Here is a 20347-nt window from a genome sequence, read left to right on the forward strand (position 1 = left end):
TCAGCCGGGCAAGCTGCGGCAGCCCAGCGCCATCAGGATGCCGTGCATGGCGGGCAGGTGCATCAGCCATGGCGCGATCACGGTCAACAGACCCGCGGCGATCACCAGCAGCCCGGCAGCGCTGCGCAGCGGCCCGCGTTGCAAGCGTTGGCCGATGCGTTGCCCGGCCCACGTCAGGGACACCATCACCGGCAAGGTGCCCAGCCCGAAGGCGGCCATGGTCAGTGCGCCGTGCACCGCGCTGGCTGATAGCCACGCGGCGGCCAGCAGCGTGGTGGACAGGCCGCACGGCATCCAACCCCACAGCATGCCCAGTGCCAAGCGCTTGCCGGCGGTATTGGCCGGCAGCAGGCGACGTTGCAGTGGCCGCAACGCCAGCCACAGCCGGTTGCCGGGGCCACCAAAAAAGCGCGGGATGCGGCCGCGCTGATCGAACATGCGCAGGCCGGCCAGGATCAGCACCAGACCCACCGCAGCGCGCATGGCGATGGGCAGCCAAGGGATGCGCGCCAGACCCAGCAGGCCGCCCCCCAGCCCCCCCACGAGGGCGCCGGCCAGCATATAGCCCAGTACCCGCCCCAGATTGGGTTGTGCTGCTACCCACCAGCCACGGGATTGTGTGGAAAATCCGGTCGCAATGCCGCCGCACATGGCCACGCAATGCGCGCCGCCGAGCAGGCCGGTGAGCAGGGCAGCACCGAGTACGAGTGTGTCAACCGGCATCACTATCTTCGGGTGGGGCCGCCGGTGGCGTGGCGGGCTTGGACAGTGGCGGTGGATCCTCGCGCAGGATGTCCAGCGCGGGGGTGTCCAAATCTTCGAACTGGCCGTGTTTGACCGCCCACGAGAAGAGCAGTGCAGCGACCCCGATCATCACCAAGCTGATAGGAATCAGGAACAGCAAAATATTCATGGGCGAACCACGCGGGTCAGGCGCAAGGCATTGGCGGTTACCGCCAGTGAAGACAAGGCCATGCCCAGTGCCGCCAACCAAGGGGTGACGTTGCCGGTCGCGGCCAACGGAATGGCAAGCAAGTTATAACCCAAGGCCCAGGCCAGGTTTTGGCGAATGATACGGCGCGTGCGGCGCGCAATACCCAGTGTGGCCGGCACAGTGCCAAGCGCGCTGCCGGCCAGCACGAGATCGGCCGCACGCTGTGCCAATGCAGCACCATCGCCGATCGCCAGCGATACATCGGCACCGGCCAACACCGGCGCATCATTCAGGCCATCACCCACCATCGCCACCACGCGCCCCTGCTGTTGCAGGCTGCGCACCAGCGCCAGTTTGGCCTCGGGCGTTTGCCGCGCATGGGCATTGGCAAGGTCCATGGCGTGGGCGAAGCGCTGCACCGACGCCGGTGCATCACCGCTGGCCAGGTGCAGGGTCACCCCTTGTGTGCGCAGCGCTTGCAATGCCGCCATCGCATCCTGGCGTTGCTGTTCGACGAAGGCAAAGCGTACGTGTGCGCCGCTGCTATTGGCCAGCCACACCGCGCCATCATCCTCGCCAGCACCTGCAAACGGGGCGGTGCCGATACGCCAGTGCTGGCCGTCGATCCAGCCCTCCACGCCTTGCCCGGCAATGGCGCGCACGCCGGTGGCGGTAGGGATGTTCTCAACCCGTGCAAATGCGGATGCCAAGGGGTGACTGCTGTCGCGTTCCAACGCGGCAGCGATGCGCAGGGCGGTTTGCGCATCCATCCCCGTGCAGTGATCGATCGTTTGCAGCACGGGCTTGCCATCGCTGAGGGTGCCGGTTTTATCGAATACCACATCGGTCACACGCGCCAGCCGGTCCAGCCCGTCCGGGCGTACCGACAGCACGCCGATCTTGGCCAGTGCACCATGCGCGGTGGCCAGTGCCGCCGGCACCGCCAGCGACAGTGCGCAGGGGCAGCTGATCACCAGCAGTGATAGCACTACTTCAAATGCCCGCGCGGGTTCATGCACGCGCCACCACGCATACACCGCAATCGCAGCCAGCAGCAGGCCTGCGACAAACCAGCCGGCGATGCGTTCGGCACCACGTGCCAACGCCGGACGGTGTGCCTGCGCGGTTTCCACCAGCCGCACCAGTTCGGCCAAGCGGGTCGCTGCGCCCACTTGGGTAATGCGGATGCGTGCGGCGTGCTCACGGCAGGCGGTACCGGCATACACGGCAGCCCCGGCGTGTTTGGTTATCGGCGCAGCTTCGCCGGTGAGCAGGGACTCTTCGAAATGCGCATCGGCATCCAGCAGCACGCCATCGGCGGGGACGGGTTCACCCACCGCCACGCGCACCACGTCTTCCACCGCGAGCGCGTCGATGGGCACCGATTCGCGGCTGCCGTCGGCCAGTTCGCGGGTGGCAAACGCCGGCCGCGCCCGCGCCAATGCGTCCACCTGTGCCGACGCAATACTGCGTGCGCGTTGTTCCAATTGACGGGCGACCAACAGCAGGAAAATAAACATCACCGCCGCGTCATACCAGACATGCGTGCCGCCTTGCACGGTCTCCCACGTGCTGGCGGCCCACGCCAGCAGGGTGGAACCGGCAATCAGGACGTCCATGCCCAGCCGCTTGCCGCGCAACTCGTGCCATGCACCCAGCAGGAATGGCCAGCCGGCCCAAAACACTACCGGGGTGGACACCATGAAGGTGATCCAGCGGAAAAAATCGCGGGTAGGCAGCGGCATTTGCCCGCGGGTGTCCAGATACAGCGCTTCGGCAAACATCATCGCCTGCATCGCGCCGATGCCGGCCAAGCCAATGCGCAGCAGGTCGCGATTGCGCTCGCGCCGGCGTGCGGCTTCACGTGCTTCACCGGTGGCGAGGTAGGGCCGATAACCTAGCGCAGCCAGCCGCGCCAATGGTTTGGATAGCGATGTTTGCGCTGGGTCCCAGGCGATGCGGATGCGCCCGGTAATCGCGTTTGCACTGGTGTCCAGCACACCGGCTTCACGGGTCAAGGCGCGATCAATCAGCCACGCGCAGGCGGCACAGCGCATACCGTCAGTGAGTAGGGTGATTTCGCGGCCACCGGCCACGTTGCGGGCATGGCTGGCGAGTAATTCTTCGCGGTCCCACACCGCAAGCGAGGGCGCATCGGCATCTACCCGTCCGGCCGGCGCGCTGCGCAGGCGGTAGTAGTCGCCCAGATGCGCGTCGCTGATCCAATGCGCCGCCGCAGCGCAGCCGTCGCAGCAAAAAGCCCGTGCACTGCCATCGAACTCGGCCTGCACCGGGTGCTGCGGCAAGGGTTCGCCGCAGTGGTGGCAGACGCTGAGCGCAGTCACGGTCTTAGGGTTGCGGGCTATCGGGGGGGGCGGTGTCTTCCACCGCCGGCCGCAACTGGGCGGCCAGTTGGCCCTTGGGCATGCGGCCGCGCAAACGCCACTGTTCGCCTGTTGCCGGTTGCAATTGCAGCAGCCAATCGTGATCAAGAGCAGGTTTGGCGTCGATGCGCCAGCCGGCTTCGTGCGGGGCAAGTTGCAACACCAGGTCATCGGCTTCGCGGGTGGGATGGTGCAACTTCAATTGCAGTGCTGCGCTGTGGTCAAAATCGCCACTGACCGGCAACACTTCGATAAACCCATGTTCCTCGTCATAGCGCGCAATCGCACCCAGCTTGCGTTGTGCGGCACGCGTATCCGGGCTCAAGTCGGCCTGCTGTGCTTGGCCGGTGCGCTGCACCTTGTCCGGCACCACATCCATCGGGCCGTCGGCATTGGCGACCACATACATCACCACACTACCGATCACGACAGCACCGACCAGGAGCACCATCAACCAGACGATGGGTTGCCGCCACGGGGAGGTTTTCTGTTCCATTGAAATGTCCTTTGTGTGCCCGGCGTGCCGGACACGGCTTTAGAGGATTGACCGGTGGATGGGTTCAAACAGGACCGAAGAAGGCGCTGTCCACTCGCTTCTTGGCACTGCCATCGCTGGCTTCGATCACAAAGGTGACGTCATGCCGGCCCTTGATGGGGCTGTCACTGCCAATCTCGACATCTTGCGCAATCACCTGACCGGCCGGGACTTTGACAGCCAGCGGGCTGCCTTTGAGTGCCAGCGGCGACTTGTCGGCCACTTCAATCTGCACGCGGTATACATGATCGGTGTCGGTTTTGTTGACCAGCTTCAAGGTGTAGCCATTGGCGATGTGGCTGCCTTGCTGTTGATACAGGGCATTGCGGTCACGCAGCACGTCGGCAATCAATGGGCTGCGATGCACAACGCCCCACACCCAGCCACTCACCAGCGCGGTCAGCAGCAGGCTGTACACAAGAATACGCGGGCGCACCACATGCACGCTTTGACCATCCAGCGCGTGCTGGGTGGTGTAGCGGATCAGACCGTGCGGCATCCCCATTTTGTCCATCACGTCGTCGCAGGCATCGATGCAAGCGCCACAGGCGATGCACTCGTATTGCAGGCCATTGCGGATATCAATACCGACCGGGCACACCTGCACGCACATCGTGCAGTCGATGCAATCGCCCAATTCATCGGTTTCAAACTTGGGCAGAGGCGCGGCCTCGGCATTGGTTTCGAAGGTGATGGTGCCCGCCGCCTGGATCCGAGCTTGCGCGGCGCTGGGGTGTTGACTGGCGCGGAAGACGTAATCGTAGGCAGTCTTCACATTGAGCAGGCCACGCGCACGCTCCAGTACGCTGACCAAGCCTTTCTTGCGCGGCCCGCGGGGTTCGCCGCGCATCGGGTCATAGGCGATGATGAGGGTATCGCGGTCGAACATCGCGCTTTGGAAGCGCGCATACGGGCACATGTATTTGCACACCTGCTCGCGCAGGATGCCGGCATTGCCCCATGTGGCCAGTGAGTAGAACAGCACCCAGAAGGTTTCCCAGCCGTTCCAGTCCAGCGCAAACATGCGCTGGCCGAGGCTGGCGATCGGGGTGAAAAAGCCTACAAAGGTGAACCCCGTCCACAGCGCAAACACCAGCCACAGCAGGTGCTTGCTGCCCTTGCGCAGGACTTTCTCGCGGTTCCATGGGCCCGCATCCAGCTTCATGCGCTTGGCGCGGTCGCCTTCGGTCCAGCGCTCCATCCACAAGAAACATTCGGTCCACACCGTTTGCGGGCAGGCATAGCCGCACCACAAGCGGCCAGCCAACGCGGTGGTGAAGAACAGGGTGAATGCCAGAATCATCAACAACATCGCCAGCAGGCTGAAATCCTGCGGCCAGAAGGTCAGCCCCCATACATGGAATTTGCGCGCGGGCAAATCGAACAAGACCGCTTGGCGGCCATGCCATGTCAGCCACGGGAACACGTAATACATGCCCAGCAGCCAGAACACGGCCAGCTTGCGCAAACGGTCAAAGCGCCCGGTGACATCACGCGGATAGACCTTGCGCTCGCTCACATAGACGGAATCGCCGCCGGTATCCAGCAGATCGATGTCAATGCGTTTACTCACGGTGCTGCTACCTGGTTTTGGGTCCATTGAAGCGGCTGGCGGGCCGCAGCAGGATCCAAGTGAAAAGGCTGGACGACGCCGTCGCCAGCCAGAAAGTGAAAAACCCGATGGTATAGCCCAAGCCGCGGGTGATATTGAGCTGCGGGAAGGTGATATCCCGCAGCAACAAAGGGTCGATGAAGGCGAAGAACACCATTGTCGCTACCCCTGCAGCGAAAAAACTGGGCCAGAGGATGGCCCCGATCCGCTGCGCCATTGGGCGCGGCGGGTGATCGAAGGTTGGGGTAGTGAAGTCGGTCATTGTGCGCTTTGGGTACCGGGTTTGGGCGAATGCGACAGCGACCAGACATAAGCGGCCACCAGACGCGAACGTGTATCGCCCAATACTGTACCCCAAGCCGGCATCACGCCGTGACGGCCATTGCTGATGGTTTCACGCAAGGCCTCGCGGCTATCGCCATACATCCAATAGCTGTCGGTCAAGTCAGGGGCACCGACCTTCTGGTCGCCCTTGCCGTCCTTGCCATGGCAGGCCACGCAGATGCCTTCGTACAGGGTTTTGCCACGCGCGGCGGCGTAGTCACTGCGGGCACTGGCGTCCTTGTCACCCAGTTGATGCACATAGGCGATGACATAGTCCACTGCATCCGGGCCGCCCATGCCTTGCAGGGTCTTGCCCCATGCCGGCATCACGCCTTCACGTCCATTCAATACGGTGTGCAGGATTTGCTCCGGGCTGCCGCCCCAATGCCAGATCTGGTCGGTCAGGTTGGGGTAGCCCACTGCCCCCTTGGCCGACGAGCCATGGCAGGTGGAGCAGGTGTTGGCGAAGATCGACTTGCCCAGCTTCAGCGCTTGTGGATTCTGCGCCAACACGTCAATCGCTTGACCTTTGTATGGCGCGAAGGTTTTTTCCAGCTGCGCATTGGCAATCGCGGCTTCTTGGTCGTGCTCACCTTTCGAGCTCCAATGGCCAAAGCCCTGGTAGGTGCCAAAACCGCCGTACCAGAATAGATAACCGAAGGCGAACACGATGGCGATGTAAAACCCATTGATCCACCAGCGTGGCATCGGCTTGTTGTACTCGGTGATGTCGCCATCCCAGTAGTGGCTGGTTTCATCCGGCTTGGGGTCGCCAGGGCGACGCTTGGAGGTCCACCACAGCAACCAGGTGATGCCCAGCAGGTTGAACAAGATCAGGACGATGACGTACCAATTCCATGCGGTGGTCATGCGTTGGTCCTCGACGGAGTACTGGCGATCGCTTCGCCCTCAGGCATCTGGTCATCCACGGCCAGACGGGCGGTGGCTTCAAAACCGGCGCGCAGCCGAGGCTGCCACGCCCAAATCCAGACGGCGATAAACAACACCATCAATACGATGGTCACGATTCCGGACATCATCTGCTCAGCTCCCTCGCGGTGCGTGCTTACCCAGGCCTTGCAGGTAAGCAACCATCGCGTCCAGTTCGGTCTTGCCGGCCACAGCGGCCGGAGCGGCCTTGATTTCGGCATCGGTGTAGGGATCGCCCAAGCGCTGCAATGCGCGCATATGCGATTGGATGGTGGGGCCATCCACGGTGTTTTTGGCCAGCCACGGGAACGATGGCATGTTGGATTCCGGCACCACGTCGCGCGGGTTGTTCAAATGCACGCGATGCCAGTCATCGGAATAGCGGCCACCGACTCGCGCCAGATCCGGCCCGGTACGCTTGGAGCCCCATTGGAACGGGCGGTCGTACACCGATTCGCCGGCCAGCGAGTAGTGGCCGTAGCGCTCGGTTTCAAACCGCAGGGTGCGCACCATCTGCGAATGACAGTTGTAGCAACCTTCGCGGATATAGACGTCACGACCGGCCAACTCCAGCGCGGGGTAGGGCTTGACCCCCGGCAGTGGCTGGATGGTTTCGGCCTGGAACATCAACGGAACGATTTCTGCCAAGCCACCCAAGGACACGGCAATGGCGGCCAAGATCGCCAACAAGCCAACATTCTTTTCGATTTTTTCGTGTGCTAGTGCCATTGTCTTGTCCTCAGGCGCGCGCTTCGCCGGCGTCGGGGGCCAGGATCGGATGGGTGGCGACACCTTCCGACTGCTGCCAGGTTTTCCACATGTTCCAGGCCATCAGGCACATGCCGCACAGGATCAGTGTGCCACCCAGCAGGCGTCCCAAATAGTACGGGTAGGTGGCGACCAAACCCTCCACGAAACTGTAGGTCAGGGTGCCATCGGGGTTGGTGGCGCGCCACATCAGGCCCTGGGTGATACCGGCAATCCACATCGACACGATGTAGAACACCACGCCGATCGTGTGCATCCAGAAGTGGGTGTCGATCCACTTGGTCGAATACATGCCACCAAGACCCAGCAAGCGCGGGTACAGCGCATACAACGAACCAATCGAAATCATCGCCACCCAGCCCAAGGTGCCGGCGTGCACGTGGCCAATGGTCCAATCGGTGTAATGCGACAGCGAGTTGACCGTCTTGATCGACAGCAGCGGGCCTTCGAAGGTGGCAATCATGTAGAAGCTGATCGCCACGATCAGGAATTTCAGAATCGGGTCGGTGCGCAATTTGTGCCACACCCCGGACAGGGTGAGGATGCCGTTCATCGCGCCGCCCCAACTGGGTGCCAGCAGGATCACTGAGAACACCATGCCCACCGACTGTGCCCAGTCAGGCAGGGCGGTGTAATGCAGGTGGTGCGGGCCGGCCCACATGTAAATGGAGATCAGCGCCCAGAAGTGGACGATGGACAGGCGGTAAGAATAGATCGGGCGTTGCGCTTGCTTGGGCACGAAGTAGTACATCATCGCCAGATAGCCGACGGTGAGCAGGAACGCCACGCCGTTGTGGCCGTACCACCATTGCGCCATCGCATCGACCGCGCCGCTATAGACCGAGTACGATTTCCACAAACCGGCCGGCATCACGATGTTGTTGACGATGTGCAGCAGTGCCACCGCGATCACGTAGGCACCGTAGAACCAGTTGGCCACGTAGATGTGCTTGGTGCGGCGCTTGACCAAGGTGCCGAAGAACAGCCAGCCATAGGCCACCCAGACGATGGCAATCCACAAGTCGATCGGCCATTCCAACTCGGCGTATTCCTTGCTCTGGGTAATGCCCAGCGGCAGGGTGATGACAGCACTGACCATCGCGGCTTGCCAACCCCAGAACACGAAGCTGGCGAGCTTGTCGGAGATCAGCCGCACGTGGCTGGTCCGCTGCACCACATACAACGAGGTGGCAAACAGTACCGAGCCACCAAAGGCGAAAATCATGCCGTTGGTGTGCAATGGCCGCAGCCGGCTGTAGGTCAGGTAGGGGATGTCGAAATTGAGCGCCGGCCAGTACAGCTGGGCGGCACACAGCACGCCAACCGCCATGCCGACGATGCCCCAGATCACGGTGGCAACCGCGAACTGATGCACGACTTTATCGTTGTATGTGCCGGGGATGGCTTGCATACGGTTCTCCGAGGTAAACACTAAAAGGCTACGCCAAGCACCTTGATCGGTGCTTGATCTGGATCAATTTTGAAAAATCCGCAATCGGTTGCACGGACAAAATGGGCAGCAAGGCTAGGGAAACTTTTGCCGGAATCGCCCATAATTGTAACTGCCACCTCCCAAAATGTGCAGACCATGACCGAACCTATTCCGCTGGATCTGGCGCGCTTGCGTCGCACATGTGCGGAATGCTCGTTGCAGATGCTGTGTTTGCCAGCGGGGATGGATGCAGAGGATATCTCGCGGCTGGAGGCGGTAGTGCAGCGCCGCAAGCCGCTGACAAAAGGCGACAGCCTGTTTCGTGCCGGGGATCCATTGCGTGCGGTGTATGTGGCCAGCGAAGGCGTGTTCAAGACGGTGATGTTGAGCGAGTCTGGCGAAGAGCATGTGCTGGGGTTCCACCTGCCCGGTGAGTTGTTCGGGCTGGATGCCATCGGTAGCGGCAAACATCGTTGCGAGGCTGTAGCCTTGGGCGATGCGCGGGTGTGTGAGCTGCCGTACGCACATTTGGCATCGATCGCAACCCAAGTGCCCAGCTTGCAGCACCAGTTGTTGCGGGTCATCGGGCAGAGTGCGGATCGCGATCAGGATCATGTCGATGTGTTGTCGCGACGCCAAGCCAGCGAGCGCATTGCGATGTTCCTGCATGGCTTGAGTGACCGCTATCGCCGTATCGGGCGCGCAGCGGATGATTTTGTGCTGCCAATGAGTCGCGATGAAATTGCACGCTATCTGGGTTTGGTACTGGAAACCGTGAGCCGCGGATTTAGCCGGCTGCATGAGGACGGCATCATCGAGGTACGCGGGCGGCGCGTACGCATTCTGGATGTCGCGGCGCTGGGTGCGCTGACCCATGGCTGCGAGGGTGGCCAGCCGCCGCAACGCAGGCGCAGCGGTGGTTGAGTGCACATGCGGCGCTTGCTGACCGGCTGGACATCGCGCGATACCTTGATCTTGTTGACAGCGTTGACGATGTTGCCCTTGCTCCCCAATCAACCTGTGGACCCGTGGCAGGTCCTCAACCCACGCAAGCTGTGGTTGCTTGGTTTCCTGGTGATGCTGATCGGTGCCGCCGGGCAAATGGCCCAAAACTGGCTTGGTGCACGCACGGGGTTGTTATTGGCTGGGTTTGCCGGTGGGTTTGCGTCCAGTTCAGCGACCATTGCCGGGCTTGGTTTGCGGGCCCGGCAACAGCCTGCCCTGGCCTCGGTTTGTGCAGGGGGCGCGGTGTTATCCAATGTCAGTACCATCCTGCAAATGGGCGTGGTGGTGGGGGTGCTGTCCACGCCCTTGCTGCTGGCCTTGTGGCCGGCGTTACTGCTGGCCGGGTGCGTCATCGCGTTGTTCGCGGTCGTGGCAGCCCGCGCATCTCAGGTGCAAGCCGCGGCGCCAGAGGCGAGCAATGCTGCGGGCCGCATGTTGGAGCCGCAGCGGGCACTGCTCTTTATGCTGATTGTCGCTGCTGTGTTGCTGGTCTCGGCGTGGGTGCAGGCGTGGCTGGGGGATGCTGCACTGGATGTGGCTTTGGCGGTGTCTGGGCTGGCCGATGTACACGCCGCCGCGGCCTCCGCCGCGCAATTGGTGGCCACTGGCCGCATCACTGCCGAAGTGGCATTGCCCGGTATCGCGTTGGCACTGGCTTCCAATTCATTGGTGAAACTGGGGCTGGCGTGGGCCAGTGGCGGGCGTGGTTACGCCCTGCATTTGTTGCCCGGGATTGCTGCGTTGGTGGTGGCGTTCTGGTTGGCGCTGCTGTGGGTACGCTGAGGGGCGTTTAGTCCCCGGTGGCCTTTTTTACGGCGTACACGAAGTCTGGATCCGGCTGGCTGCCCACTTTTTCCGTGCGTGCCAAGATGCGGCCTTCGCTATCGACCAGGATCAACATGCTGCTGTGATTGAAGCCGCCATCGGCCAATTGCCGGTAGCGCACGCCCAGTACGCCAGCCACTGCACGCACATCGTCGGGCTTGGGGGCTGCCAATGTCCAGCGCGCAGGGTCCAGCTTGCGCTGATCCATCACTTTCTTCAGCGCTGCCGGGTTGTCGCGGGCGGGATCCATGCTGATCAGGACCACCCCCAAACGTTTTTGCTGCGCCGGGGTGAGCTGGCGCTCCACCGCCTTGCCCGATTCCACGATCAGCGGGCAGATGTATTGGCAGTTGGTGTAAAACATCGACATCAGCCGTGTCTTGCCGCGCAAGGCACGCCAATCGCGGGTCACGCCGGCGCTGTCGGTCAGAGGCACAGGCAGTTGATAGACCGAATCCCCCGGCAATGCGGCGGGTGTCGGTTGCGCAGCCCCGGCGAGGCTGCAGATGCCGAGCAAGAGCACGGCGGCAAAATTGCGAAATCGCGTGTTCATGGCGCACTCCTAGCGCAACGGAAACCTAGGTTGGCAGTGGCGTCGTGGCCTTCCAGTGAAGACAACATGGCCACGCGCATCATCACTGCATAATTTTCGCGATCATCCATCGAAAGCGCACCGGCGCCACAGAATTTGCCCTTATCGGGATCGCCCTGATTGCGGTTGTCGCCATCCACCATCAATGACGAGGCATCTTCAGTCCATTCCCAAATCAATCCATGCAAATCCTGCACGCCATACACATTGGGGGTTTGCAGGCCTACCCGCGGCAGCGCGTCTTTCGATGAACGTGCATACCAGCCGAGGATGCGTTCCCGCCATGCGGGGTCGCTGCGGGCATCGCGGCGGGTCTCATCGGCGGCGGCAGCGTATTCCCATTCGTTCCACGTGGGAAGCCGCGCATCCAGCGATTTGCAATACGCTTCTGCGGCAAACCAGCTCACCCACACCACCGGTCGGTCCGGCTGTGCATTGGGGCCGAGCGTGTCTGGCCCGGCCCAATGCGAAAGGTAGCGGGATTCGGCAAACACGCGCGAGACACGGTCACGCCGCCATTGCGGCTGGCGTTTGAGGAACGCCAGGAATTGCGCATTGGTGACCGGCTTGCGCATCAAGGCAAAGGGCTTGATGCGCACGCCGCTTTTGGCATCTTCATAACGCAGTACCGACTTGAATACGCCGCCTGGCAGCCCGGCATAGCGGCCCGAGACCACTGCGCCGGCGGCAAGGCCGACAAGTGGCAGAGCAAGTAGCAGGGCGGCAAGCAAGCGGCGCATGGTCTTAGTGCCCTGCCGATGCGTTGGCGGGTTTGGCGGCGCGGGCGGCGGCGGCTTCTGCCTTGCTGACCTGACCGCCCGGGTTACCCCAGCTGTTGAGCACATAGGTGGCGATGTTGGCCACTTCGTCATCGGTCAGCTGGCTCATCGGCGGCATGTTGGAGTTGTAGTCCTTGCCATTGACTGTCACTGGGCCGACCAAGCCATGGGTGATGATTTCCGGAACTCGCTTAGGGTTGGCCTTGATGAAACTGGAAGCGGCCAGCGGCGGGAATACACCCTCCATGCCCTTGCCATCCGGTTGGTGGCAGGTGGAGCAGGTGCCCGCAAACAATACCTTGCCGGCCGCGATCTGCTCGTCCTTGGTCAGCGTGCCAGCAGCGTGCGCGGCGGCAGCGGCGGCCACTGGTGCACGGTTGGTGCCAGCGGCCTGGTCACCCAGATACATCGCATCGACTTCCTTGCCGGAGTAGATCGATTTGTTTTCCTTGCCTTCGGCTTTGAGGATGGCCAGTGCGCCCTTGTTGAAGGCGCGGAAGATGCTGTGGTCCACCAGTACATAGCTGCCCGGCACTTCCATGTGGAATTCCATCATCGCCGCGCCACCGGAGGGGATCAGCGTGGTTTGTACGTTTTCCTGGAAGCGGGTGCCGCCTTCGTACCAGACCTTGTCGAAGATTTCGCCGATCACATGGAAACTGGAGACCAGGTTGGGGCCGCCATTACCCACGTACAGGCGCACTTTTTCACCGGTTTTGGCAGTCAGTGCCTTGTCGCCGGTCAGCGCGCCTTCCATGCCGTTGAACAGGACATAGGTCGGGTGTTCGTCGATGGCTTTTTCCATATCGAAATTCTGGTGGCCTTTTTCACGGTATTTGCCGGAGGTGTAGAAGTCACCCTGCATCACGTAGAACTCGCGATCCACTTTCGGCATTCCTTCCGGTGGCTCCACCAGAATCAAGCCATACATGCCGTTGGCGATATGCATGCCGACCGGCGCGGTGGCGCAGTGGTAGACGAACAAGCCGGCGTTGAGCGCCTTGAAGCTGAAGCGGCTGACGTGGCCCGGTGCGGTAAAGCTGGAGGCTGCGCCGCCACCGGGGCCTGTCACACCGTGCAAGTCGATGTTATGCGGCATCTTGCTGTCGGGCATGTTGCGCAGGTGGAACTCCACGGTGTCACCTTGGCGCACGCGGATGAAGCTGCCCGGAACGGTGCCGCCGAAGGTCCAGAAGGTATAGGTGACGCCTTCGGAGATCGGCATTTCTTTTTCGATCACATCCAGGGTGACGATGACCTTGGCAGGATGGCTGCGCCCGGTTGGTGGTGGCACGTGCGGGGGGGAGGTCAGGATCGCTTCCACCGGTTCGCCAACAGGCGGGCCGAAATCACCCTTGGCCGAGCCACCGGTTTCTGTTTGCTGTACAGCACCGTTGGGTGCCGGAGTAGGTTGTTCGATACGGCAGGCCGACATCACCAGTGTGGCGGTGATGGCCATGGCGAAAGCGGCGTAGCGGAGGACGGGTTTCATCGTGAAGTTCCCTGTTGATGTGCAAACCTGAATTGGCCGCAAGCTTGAGTGGCTGATGGGGTGTGGAGCGTTGACACAAATCAAAAACAGGCGGGGCTGCGGTGGGTAAACGGGAGTACTTGACCTGCGTCAATCGCGGTGTTGCGTGATCTCCAAACTTGATTTGCATCAACGAACAAAACCAGGCAGGACCTAGGCTAGCGGCAACTTTCCCCAAGGACCTTCCGATGTCCACTTCCGTAGGTTTGTATTCTGTAATTGCCATTGGCCTGCTGGCATCGCCAGCACTGTATGCAGCAGATGCAGCAAAATCCAGTTTTGAATGGGATTTGCGTGTGCGCCACGAGTCTGTTGATGATGCAGGCTTTGCACGCAATGCGGAAGCCACCACCGCACGTTTGCGTGCGGGTTTGCGGCTGGCACCCGCCCCCGGGTGGACGGTGTTGCTGGAAGGCGAGGGGGTTGCCGGTGCAGGCAATTACAACAGCGGTGCCAATGGCAAGACGCAATATCCGGTGGTGATGGATCCCACGGGTGCCGAACTCAACCAGGCATGGGTGGGCTGGAAAAATGCACAGGGCGGTATCACCGTCGGTCGGCAGCGCATCGCACTGGATAACCAGCGTTGGGTGGGCAATGTGGGGTGGCGGCAGAACGAACAGACGTTCGATGCCATCGGTGCGCAGTGGAAGCCGGTGGCGGGGCTGACCCTCAATTACTTTTGGTTGGACAAGGTGCACCGTGCCGCCGGCGGCAACGCATTGAATACATTGGCCCGTGCGCGTGATTTGGATACGCATCTGCTGAATTTGGCATTCAAGCGCGGCAACCAGCAGTGGGTGGGCTATGGCTACCTGCACGAGGACAAGGATGTGGCCAGCGCCTCCACCGCAACCTGGGGTCTGCGCTGGACTGGCGCGTTGGACAAGAGTGGGCAAGGCTTTGGCTGGGCCGCAGAGCTGGCGCGGCAAACCGACTATGCGCAAAATCCCGCGCATTTCTCGCACAATTACTGGCTGCTTGAACCCAGCTGGGCGCAAGGGAAAACCACCCTGCGTGCGGGTTGGGAACATCTGGGCGGCGATGGAGTGACGGCGCTGCAAACACCCCTGGCTACCTTGCACGCATTCAATGGTTGGGATGACCAGTTTGGGGTGACGCCGGTCAAAGGTTTGGAAGACCGCTACCTGAGTGCTGGTGGCAAGTTCGGCCGTGGCAAATACGACAGCAAGCTGGCGTGGGCAGTGGCATGGCACGACTACCGTTCCGATATGGGCAGCGTCCGCTATGGCCGTGAATGGAATGCATCGTTGGGCTTCCCGTTGCCGGGTGGCTTGAATGGCCTGGTCAAACTGGCGGACTATCGCGCCAATGCTTTCTCGCGGGACAACACCAAACTATGGCTGCAAGTGGAATGGCGTGGGACACGGGCACTGGCGCAGTGAAGACGCTGGACCTGCGGGCTCTGCCGGCCCCCGAGCCCCTGGTGCGGGCGCTGGCTGCAGCGGATGCATTGCAGCCAGGGCAGGCGCTGGAAGTCTTGACGCCGCTGCTGCCTACGCCGCTGCTGGACGCATTGGATGCGCGTGGGCTGCGTTGGCGAAGCGAGCCCTGTGCCGATGGTGGCACATGGGTGACCATCTTGCGGCCCGCGCAATGATGGTCTGCACAATGACAGTGCGGGCATGACCCGGTTGGCATGACCAAGCTGGTTGTCCAGCAGGCCCCGGAGCCCGCCATTCCGCAGCGTTTCCTGCTGACGGCATCCATTTGGGGGGTGTTGGCAGGTGGCTTGTTGGTGTGCGGTGGCGACATGGTACTGGCGTCGCGCTGGGCCGGTGCCAGTGTGGCGGTGGTGCATGCCTTTACGCTGGGGTTCCTGGGCAATGCGATGGTGGGCAGCTTGCTGCAATTCTTGCCGGTGGCGGTGCAGGCACGGGTGCGTGGCGGGCGCAGGGCCGCCGCATGGTTGTATGGCTTGTTGAACGCAGGCGCGCTGCTGTTGGTGCTGGCGCTGCATGGAGCGCTGTGGTTGTCACCGATGCTGGGCGGCGGCGTACTGTTGGTAGCGTTCATGCTGTTGCTGGTGATGGTGTTGCCGGGCTTATGGCAAGCCGCCACCCAGCGCTTGTTGCGCTGGGGCATCGGTAGCGCCCTGTTGGCGGCGCTGGTGACGGCCTTGCTGGGGTTTGCCTTGGCTGTCGGCCTGTCTGGCAAGGCCACCCTGGCGCTGCCCGCACTGACCGATCTGCACGCCAGTTGGGGCGTACTGGGTTGGGTGTTGGGTTTGCTGGCGGCGGTGTCGCGGGTGGTGGCGCCGATGTTCCAAGGCGCGCTGTCGGCACCTGCGCGCCTGCAGGGCGTTTGGCAAGCGCTGCTGTATGGCGTGCTGCTGCTCGCCCTGTTGTTGGGGCTGGCGGGCGGTGCGTTGCCGGGGGGGCGTATGGTAGTTGCAGGGCTTGGGTTGGCATTTGCGTTGGGTGGCTTGCTGTTGCAATCGCGCGCAGCCAAATTGCGCAACGTGCCATTGACCTGGTTCTGGCGCTGCGGTTTGTTGGCACTGGTTGCCTCCGCTGGTGTGCTGGTTGCCGATGCTGATCAGGTTGTACTGGTCGGCGCTCTGGCGCTGGTGCTGGGTTTGCCGTGGCTGGTGACGGGCATGCAGTTGGAGATCACCGGCTTTCTGGCGTGGATTGACTTGCAACGCCGCTGCGGACGCGGCGTGCGTGTCCCCGGCGTGCAATCGCTGGTGCCCGAGCGTGATAAATACATGGTGCTCAGCTTGCAGCTGCTGGCTGGATTGACCTTGATCATGGCGATCTTCCGGCAAATCCCGGTCAATAGTGCTGGGCTGGCACTGCTGCTGGCGCATGCCGCAGGTGTGGCGACGCAATGTGCCGCGCGGTGGCGGGTACGTCGGTTTGCAGCCGAATTCGAGGCGGGCAAGTGAGTAAAACAAAGCCACTGGTGTATTCGTGTTCGGGCTGCTCCAGTGCAGCGCAGATGGCCAACCATCTGGCCCTCAAGCTGGATCGTGACGAAGTGGCTGAGATGTCTTGCATTGCTGGCGTCGGCGGTGGCGTGGCCGGTCTGGTACGTACCGCGCAAAGCAAGCGTCCGATCCTGGCGTTGGACGGCTGCGTGCTGCATTGTGTTACGGCCTGCCTTGCGCAAGCCGGCGTGATTGCAGATACGCACATCGTGTTATCCGATCACGGCGTGAAAAAGCGCAAGCACGCCGACTTTGATGCGGCGCAAGCCGAAGCGGTGTATAGCGGACAGGTGTTGCCTGCTGCGCGCGCCCTTGATTCTGGAGGCTCACATGGTTGAACGAACCCCCGGTCTAAGCCCCGTGCGGCTGGCCATTGATGGCGTGGATGATGGCTTGGTGGTGTTGTTGGCGGCGCGCGCACGTTTGGCGCAGTTGGCCGGCAGGCTCAAAGCACAGGCCGGGATTTCCGGGCGCGATAGCCGGCGCGAACAGCGCGTGCGTCAGCGTGCGGAACTCCTGGGGGGGGCGCTTGGCTTGTCGCCGGGGGTTGCCAGCGGCGTGCTGGGCGTGGCCATCGGCGAGGCGTGTCGTGCGCAGGGACTGGAAACTGATTTGGATCAAGGTGGGCAGGCCACCACAGGCGGCATGATCGTGCCCACCATGCAGACTCATACCTCTTCCGTGCCGTCCGCGGCGCAATCCCTGCTGCGGCTGGTGCCGCCGCCCAAGCGACTTGCACCATTGCTGAAAGCCGTGCCGCCGGCATTGCAGGGGCGCTTGCTGGAACGGGCGATGGCCAAGGTTTTGGCGGGGCCGCTGGCGGGTGATGCGCTGGAATTCATGGCCGGCCGCCGGCTGGGGATCGAAGTCAGTGATCTTGGACTGCGCTGGGTGGTGGAACTGCAGGGCGAGCGCCTGTTGGTGGTGGATGCTCCGGCCGAAGCCACCGTGCGCGGCACCGCTACCGATCTGTTGCTGTTGGCTGGGCGTTTGGAAGATGCGGATACTCTGTTCTTCCAGCGGCGTCTGGTGCTGACGGGTGATGTGGAATTGGGCCTGACCGCACGCAATCTGCTGGATCGTCTGCCGTGGGAAAAAGTACCGCTGGGGCTGCGTATTGCGCTCAATCGGGGTGCCCGTTTTGCCCAGGCTGCACGTAGCGCGTATCACAGCCAAGGCTGAAAGCACTAAAATCGAATCCCCGCGCCGCTAATTGCTGCGCGGGTTTTGCTTATTGCCGACGCGAGTTTTGAAATGAACGCACCTGCTGTACCGTCTTGGGACCCCGCACTGGAAGCGCGTCATGCGCCGTTGATTGCAACCCTGGAACGCCTGATTCCGTGCATGGAAGTCCCGCTGCATTTGCCGTGGATTGACGCCATCGCATCGCTTAAAAAAGAACGCGGCGCGGTAATCATGGCGCACAGCTACCAGTCGCCGGAAATCTTCCATGGTGTTGCCGACATCACTGGTGATTCGCTGGCATTGGCACAGGCGGCAGCCAAGTGTGACAGCGATCTGATCGTACTGTGCGGTGTCCACTTCATGGCCGAAAGCGCCAAGATTCTGGCCCCCGATAAAACCGTGCTGATTCCGGATATGCAGGCCGGCTGCTCGCTGGCATCATCGATCACGGCCGAAGATGTGCGTGCGCTGCGTGCGCAACACCCGGGCGTGCCGGTGGTCAGCTATGTCAATACCAGCGCCGCGGTGAAGGCCGAATCCGATGCCTGCTGCACGTCGGCCAACGCCGTGCACATGGTCAATGCGGTGGCTGCCGAGTTCGGCGTCAACCAGGTCATTTTCCTGCCCGACCGCTATCTGGGTGCGTGGGTGGCCACCCAAACTCCGGTCGAATTGGTGCTCTGGCACGGCCAGTGCGAGGTGCATGAAAAATTCACCGCGATGGAGGCGCGCCACACCCGTGAGCGTTTCGACGCCAAGATCGTGGCGCACCCCGAGTGCTCGCCTGAAGTATTGGCCGAAGCCGATTTTGTGGGATCCACCAGCGCCATGGGCAAATGGCTGGAAAAAGAAAAGCCTGTACGCGTGGCGATGATCACCGAGTGCTCGATGGCCGATAACCTGCGCAACCAGTTTCCGCAGGTGGAGTTCATCAAGCCGTGCAATCTATGCCCGCATATGAAGCGGATCACCTTGCCCAATATTCATGCATGTCTGCGCGACATGCGCAATGAAATCCATGTGCCGGAGGATGTGATCGTCAGGGCACGCAAAGCGCTGGATCGGATGTTGGCCGTCGGTCGCGGCGAAAAGGTGTGAACGCGCCCGATCCTGTCCTCATCGTCGGTGGCGGTATTGCCGGACTATCGGCGGCGCTGGGCGTAGCACCCACGCCGGTGTTGGTATTGAGCCGTGCGCAAGGCGTCAAAGGTGCGGCCAGCGCGATGGCACAAGGTGGAATCGCCGCCGCGATAGGTGAGGGTGACCATCCCGCTGACCATGCGCGCGATACCTGCGTGGCTGGCAGCCATCATAACGACTTGGCGATGGTGGACATCCTCACGCAAAGTGCCGTCGATGCGGTGCACTGGCTGGAACAGCAAGGCGTGGTGTTTGATCGTGATGCCGAAGGTCGGCTGCAATTGGGCCGCGAAGGCGGTCACGACCGTTCGCGCATCGTGCATGCCGGTGGCGATGCGACCGGCGCGAAGGTGATGCAGGCCTTGGTAGCGGCGGCGCGCAGTGCGCCGCACATTCAACGCCGCGCCGATGTCGATGTGGATGGCCTGGTGCTGCGCGATGGTCGTGTGTGTGGCGTGTGCCTGCTCGAAGCCGATGGCACGCGCAGCGTTGTGCATGGGCGGGCCGTGATTTTGGCGACCGGTGGCATTGGTGGGTTGTTTGCGCAGACCAGCAATCCGGCCGATGCCGATGGCAGCGGGCTGGCGTTGGCGATCCAGGCAGGCGCTGCCGCAAGGGATCTGGAATTTGTGCAATTCCATCCTACGGCGCTGGCCATTCCCGGCGTGCACAGCCTGCCACTGGTGACCGAAGCCTTGCGTGGTGCGGGCGCACGTCTGCTGGATGAAGTCGGCAATTCACTGATGGATGGCGTGCATCCGCTGGCGGACTTGGCTCCGCGTGACGTGGTGGCACGCCGCGTATGGCGGGCCTGCCGCGAGGGCGGCGCATGGCTGGATGCGCACATGCTGGGCGCATCCTTCCCCAAGCAGTTTCCCACCGTGTTCCAGGCGTGCATGGCGCGTGGCATCGATCCGCGGGTGCAGCCCATTCCGGTGACACCTGCCGCGCATTTCCATATGGGCGGCGTGGCCACCGATGCCGAAGGACGCACTTCATTGCCGGGACTGTATGCGGTGGGCGAAGTGGCCTGCAATGGCGTGCATGGGGCCAACCGGTTGGCCAGTAATTCCTTGCTGGAAGGGGTGGTGTGCGGGCGCAGGCTGGGGCAGTTGTTGCGCGATATGCCGCCAGCAGAAGCAGCCGAGAGCCACTATCAAGTGCTGCGCCGCAAGCCGTCACTGGATGCCGCCAGTTTGCTGCATCTGCGCGACTTGATGATGCAGACGATGGGTCCGGTGCGCAGTGGCGCAGCGATGCACGCAGCGCTTGCCGACTGCGCAGCCATGGATGGCTGGCAAGGCACGCTGGCACAAATGATGTTGCAGGCTGCAATTGCGCGCCAGCAAAGTTTGGGCGCACATTACCGGGTGGATTAACCTTTTCTTCTCCCTCCAGGGGAAGGAAGCAAGATCATT

The 20347-nt window shown here is 62.3% G+C and carries 22 protein-coding genes; 9 read left to right on the plus strand and 13 right to left on the minus strand.

Features of this window, described 5'->3' with window-relative positions; all coding sequences use genetic code 11:
• The 10 genes from K7B09_RS05515 to ccoN form a co-directional block, all read right to left on the minus strand.
• Positions 1 to 723, minus strand: a complete 723-nt coding sequence (locus tag K7B09_RS05515) for a sulfite exporter TauE/SafE family protein (protein ID WP_223627549.1) — start codon at positions 721 to 723, stop codon at positions 1 to 3.
• A complete protein-coding gene (gene ccoS, locus K7B09_RS05520) occupies positions 713 to 913 on the minus strand; it encodes a cbb3-type cytochrome oxidase assembly protein CcoS (protein WP_223627551.1) in 201 nt (66 codons plus the stop codon). Before ccoS ends, K7B09_RS05515 begins: the two co-directional genes overlap by 11 nt.
• Entirely contained in the window at positions 910 to 3279 is a 2370-nt protein-coding gene (locus K7B09_RS05525) for a heavy metal translocating P-type ATPase (RefSeq protein ID WP_223627553.1), read from the minus strand. The genes ccoS and K7B09_RS05525 overlap by 4 nt, the downstream gene beginning before the upstream one ends.
• Before the next feature lie 4 nt (positions 3280 to 3283).
• The gene (locus K7B09_RS05530; protein WP_223627556.1) at positions 3284 to 3814 is read right to left on the minus strand and encodes a FixH family protein; all 531 of its coding nucleotides are present in this window, start codon (positions 3812 to 3814) and stop codon (positions 3284 to 3286) included.
• Between the two features lie 64 nt (positions 3815 to 3878).
• A complete protein-coding gene (locus K7B09_RS05535; protein WP_223627559.1) occupies positions 3879 to 5426 on the minus strand; it encodes a 4Fe-4S dicluster domain-containing protein in 1548 nt (515 codons plus the stop codon).
• 7 nt (positions 5427 to 5433) lie between these two features.
• The gene (locus tag K7B09_RS05540; RefSeq protein ID WP_223627561.1) at positions 5434 to 5727 is read right to left on the minus strand and encodes a hypothetical protein; all 294 of its coding nucleotides are present in this window, start codon (positions 5725 to 5727) and stop codon (positions 5434 to 5436) included.
• Positions 5724 to 6659, minus strand: a complete 936-nt coding sequence (ccoP, locus tag K7B09_RS05545; RefSeq protein WP_223627565.1) for a cytochrome-c oxidase, cbb3-type subunit III — start codon at positions 6657 to 6659, stop codon at positions 5724 to 5726. Before ccoP ends, K7B09_RS05540 begins: the two co-directional genes overlap by 4 nt.
• Complete coding sequence (locus K7B09_RS05550; protein WP_223627568.1) at positions 6656 to 6814, minus strand: cbb3-type cytochrome oxidase subunit 3; 159 nt, start codon at positions 6812 to 6814, stop codon at positions 6656 to 6658. The genes ccoP and K7B09_RS05550 overlap by 4 nt, the downstream gene beginning before the upstream one ends.
• Before the next feature lie 19 nt (positions 6815 to 6833).
• Positions 6834 to 7448 carry a cytochrome-c oxidase, cbb3-type subunit II gene (gene ccoO / locus K7B09_RS05555; RefSeq protein WP_223627570.1) on the minus strand — a complete coding sequence of 205 codons (615 nt, stop codon included), beginning with the start codon at positions 7446 to 7448 and terminating at the stop codon, positions 6834 to 6836.
• 10 nt (positions 7449 to 7458) lie between these two features.
• Positions 7459 to 8898 (minus strand): cytochrome-c oxidase, cbb3-type subunit I, encoded by a 1440-nt coding sequence (gene ccoN, locus K7B09_RS05560; RefSeq protein ID WP_223627573.1) that lies wholly within the window; start codon positions 8896 to 8898, stop codon positions 7459 to 7461.
• A gap of 177 nt (positions 8899 to 9075) precedes the next feature.
• Here ccoN and K7B09_RS05565 point away from each other — a divergent pair, with 177 nt between their 5' ends.
• Both K7B09_RS05565 and K7B09_RS05570 read left to right on the plus strand, forming a co-directional pair.
• Positions 9076 to 9843, plus strand: a complete 768-nt coding sequence (locus K7B09_RS05565) for a helix-turn-helix domain-containing protein (protein WP_223627575.1) — start codon at positions 9076 to 9078, stop codon at positions 9841 to 9843.
• A 6-nt stretch (positions 9844 to 9849) separates the two neighbouring features.
• The gene (locus tag K7B09_RS05570) at positions 9850 to 10707 is read left to right on the plus strand and encodes a DUF4010 domain-containing protein (protein ID WP_223627577.1); all 858 of its coding nucleotides are present in this window, start codon (positions 9850 to 9852) and stop codon (positions 10705 to 10707) included.
• Between the two features lie 7 nt (positions 10708 to 10714).
• Here the strand turns inward: K7B09_RS05570 and K7B09_RS05575 are convergent, their stop codons facing one another.
• Genes K7B09_RS05575 through nirK form a run of 3 tightly spaced genes read right to left on the minus strand, consistent with a single transcriptional unit; the run spans position 10715 to position 13612 of the window.
• On the minus strand, positions 10715 to 11302 hold the full coding sequence (locus K7B09_RS05575; RefSeq protein WP_223627579.1) for an SCO family protein: 588 nt from the start codon (positions 11300 to 11302) through the stop codon (positions 10715 to 10717).
• Positions 11299 to 12081, minus strand: coding sequence for a formylglycine-generating enzyme family protein (locus tag K7B09_RS05580; RefSeq protein ID WP_223627581.1), 783 nt, complete (start codon positions 12079 to 12081; stop codon positions 11299 to 11301). The genes K7B09_RS05575 and K7B09_RS05580 overlap by 4 nt, the downstream gene beginning before the upstream one ends.
• A gap of 4 nt (positions 12082 to 12085) precedes the next feature.
• Entirely contained in the window at positions 12086 to 13612 is a 1527-nt protein-coding gene (gene nirK / locus K7B09_RS05585; protein WP_223627583.1) for a copper-containing nitrite reductase, read from the minus strand.
• Between the two features lie 227 nt (positions 13613 to 13839).
• Here nirK and K7B09_RS05590 point away from each other — a divergent pair, with 227 nt between their 5' ends.
• The 7 genes from K7B09_RS05590 to K7B09_RS05620 all read left to right on the plus strand — a co-directional run bounded on the left by K7B09_RS05590 (position 13840) and on the right by K7B09_RS05620 (position 20308).
• A complete protein-coding gene (locus K7B09_RS05590) occupies positions 13840 to 15057 on the plus strand; it encodes an alginate export family protein (protein ID WP_223627585.1) in 1218 nt (405 codons plus the stop codon).
• On the plus strand, positions 15054 to 15272 hold the full coding sequence (locus K7B09_RS05595; RefSeq protein ID WP_223627587.1) for a DUF2249 domain-containing protein: 219 nt from the start codon (positions 15054 to 15056) through the stop codon (positions 15270 to 15272). Before K7B09_RS05590 ends, K7B09_RS05595 begins: the two co-directional genes overlap by 4 nt.
• A 39-nt stretch (positions 15273 to 15311) precedes the next feature.
• The gene (locus K7B09_RS05600) at positions 15312 to 16562 is read left to right on the plus strand and encodes a hypothetical protein (RefSeq protein WP_223627589.1); all 1251 of its coding nucleotides are present in this window, start codon (positions 15312 to 15314) and stop codon (positions 16560 to 16562) included.
• On the plus strand, positions 16559 to 16942 hold the full coding sequence (locus tag K7B09_RS05605; protein WP_223627591.1) for a putative zinc-binding protein: 384 nt from the start codon (positions 16559 to 16561) through the stop codon (positions 16940 to 16942). The genes K7B09_RS05600 and K7B09_RS05605 overlap by 4 nt, the downstream gene beginning before the upstream one ends.
• Entirely contained in the window at positions 16935 to 17786 is an 852-nt protein-coding gene (gene ubiT, locus K7B09_RS05610) for a ubiquinone anaerobic biosynthesis accessory factor UbiT (RefSeq protein WP_223627594.1), read from the plus strand. Before K7B09_RS05605 ends, ubiT begins: the two co-directional genes overlap by 8 nt.
• 72 nt (positions 17787 to 17858) lie before the next feature.
• A complete protein-coding gene (gene nadA / locus K7B09_RS05615; protein ID WP_223627596.1) occupies positions 17859 to 18887 on the plus strand; it encodes a quinolinate synthase NadA in 1029 nt (342 codons plus the stop codon).
• Positions 18884 to 20308: an L-aspartate oxidase gene (locus K7B09_RS05620; protein ID WP_223627599.1), complete on the plus strand. Its 1425-nt coding sequence runs from the start codon at positions 18884 to 18886 to the stop codon at positions 20306 to 20308. Before nadA ends, K7B09_RS05620 begins: the two co-directional genes overlap by 4 nt.
• Positions 20309 to 20347 lie beyond the last annotated feature (39 nt).

The sequence above is a fragment of the Thermomonas beijingensis genome, from assembly GCF_020034655.1.
Classification (GTDB): Bacteria; Pseudomonadota; Gammaproteobacteria; order Xanthomonadales; family Xanthomonadaceae; genus Thermomonas; species Thermomonas beijingensis.

Excerpts from the sequence above, each read along its gene's own strand:
- K7B09_RS05515 (WP_223627549.1), bottom strand. The coding sequence starts at position 723 with ATGCCGGTTGACACACTCGTACTCGGTGCTGCCCTGCTCACCGGCCTG.
- ccoS (WP_223627551.1), bottom strand. The coding sequence starts at position 913 with ATGAATATTTTGCTGTTCCTGATTCCTATCAGCTTGGTGATGATCGGG.
- K7B09_RS05530 (WP_223627556.1), bottom strand. The coding sequence starts at position 3,814 with ATGGAACAGAAAACCTCCCCGTGGCGGCAACCCATCGTCTGGTTGATG.
- K7B09_RS05540 (WP_223627561.1), bottom strand. The coding sequence starts at position 5,727 with ATGACCGACTTCACTACCCCAACCTTCGATCACCCGCCGCGCCCAATG.
- ccoP (WP_223627565.1), bottom strand. The coding sequence starts at position 6,659 with ATGACCACCGCATGGAATTGGTACGTCATCGTCCTGATCTTGTTCAAC.
- ccoO (WP_223627570.1), bottom strand. The coding sequence starts at position 7,448 with ATGGCACTAGCACACGAAAAAATCGAAAAGAATGTTGGCTTGTTGGCG.
- ccoN (WP_223627573.1), bottom strand. The coding sequence starts at position 8,898 with ATGCAAGCCATCCCCGGCACATACAACGATAAAGTCGTGCATCAGTTC.
- K7B09_RS05565 (WP_223627575.1), top strand. The coding sequence starts at position 9,076 with ATGACCGAACCTATTCCGCTGGATCTGGCGCGCTTGCGTCGCACATGT.
- K7B09_RS05570 (WP_223627577.1), top strand. The coding sequence starts at position 9,850 with ATGCGGCGCTTGCTGACCGGCTGGACATCGCGCGATACCTTGATCTTG.
- K7B09_RS05575 (WP_223627579.1), bottom strand. The coding sequence starts at position 11,302 with ATGAACACGCGATTTCGCAATTTTGCCGCCGTGCTCTTGCTCGGCATC.
- K7B09_RS05580 (WP_223627581.1), bottom strand. The coding sequence starts at position 12,081 with ATGCGCCGCTTGCTTGCCGCCCTGCTACTTGCTCTGCCACTTGTCGGC.
- nirK (WP_223627583.1), bottom strand. The coding sequence starts at position 13,612 with ATGAAACCCGTCCTCCGCTACGCCGCTTTCGCCATGGCCATCACCGCC.
- K7B09_RS05590 (WP_223627585.1), top strand. The coding sequence starts at position 13,840 with ATGTCCACTTCCGTAGGTTTGTATTCTGTAATTGCCATTGGCCTGCTG.
- K7B09_RS05600 (WP_223627589.1), top strand. The coding sequence starts at position 15,312 with ATGACCAAGCTGGTTGTCCAGCAGGCCCCGGAGCCCGCCATTCCGCAG.
- ubiT (WP_223627594.1), top strand. The coding sequence starts at position 16,935 with ATGGTTGAACGAACCCCCGGTCTAAGCCCCGTGCGGCTGGCCATTGAT.
- nadA (WP_223627596.1), top strand. The coding sequence starts at position 17,859 with ATGAACGCACCTGCTGTACCGTCTTGGGACCCCGCACTGGAAGCGCGT.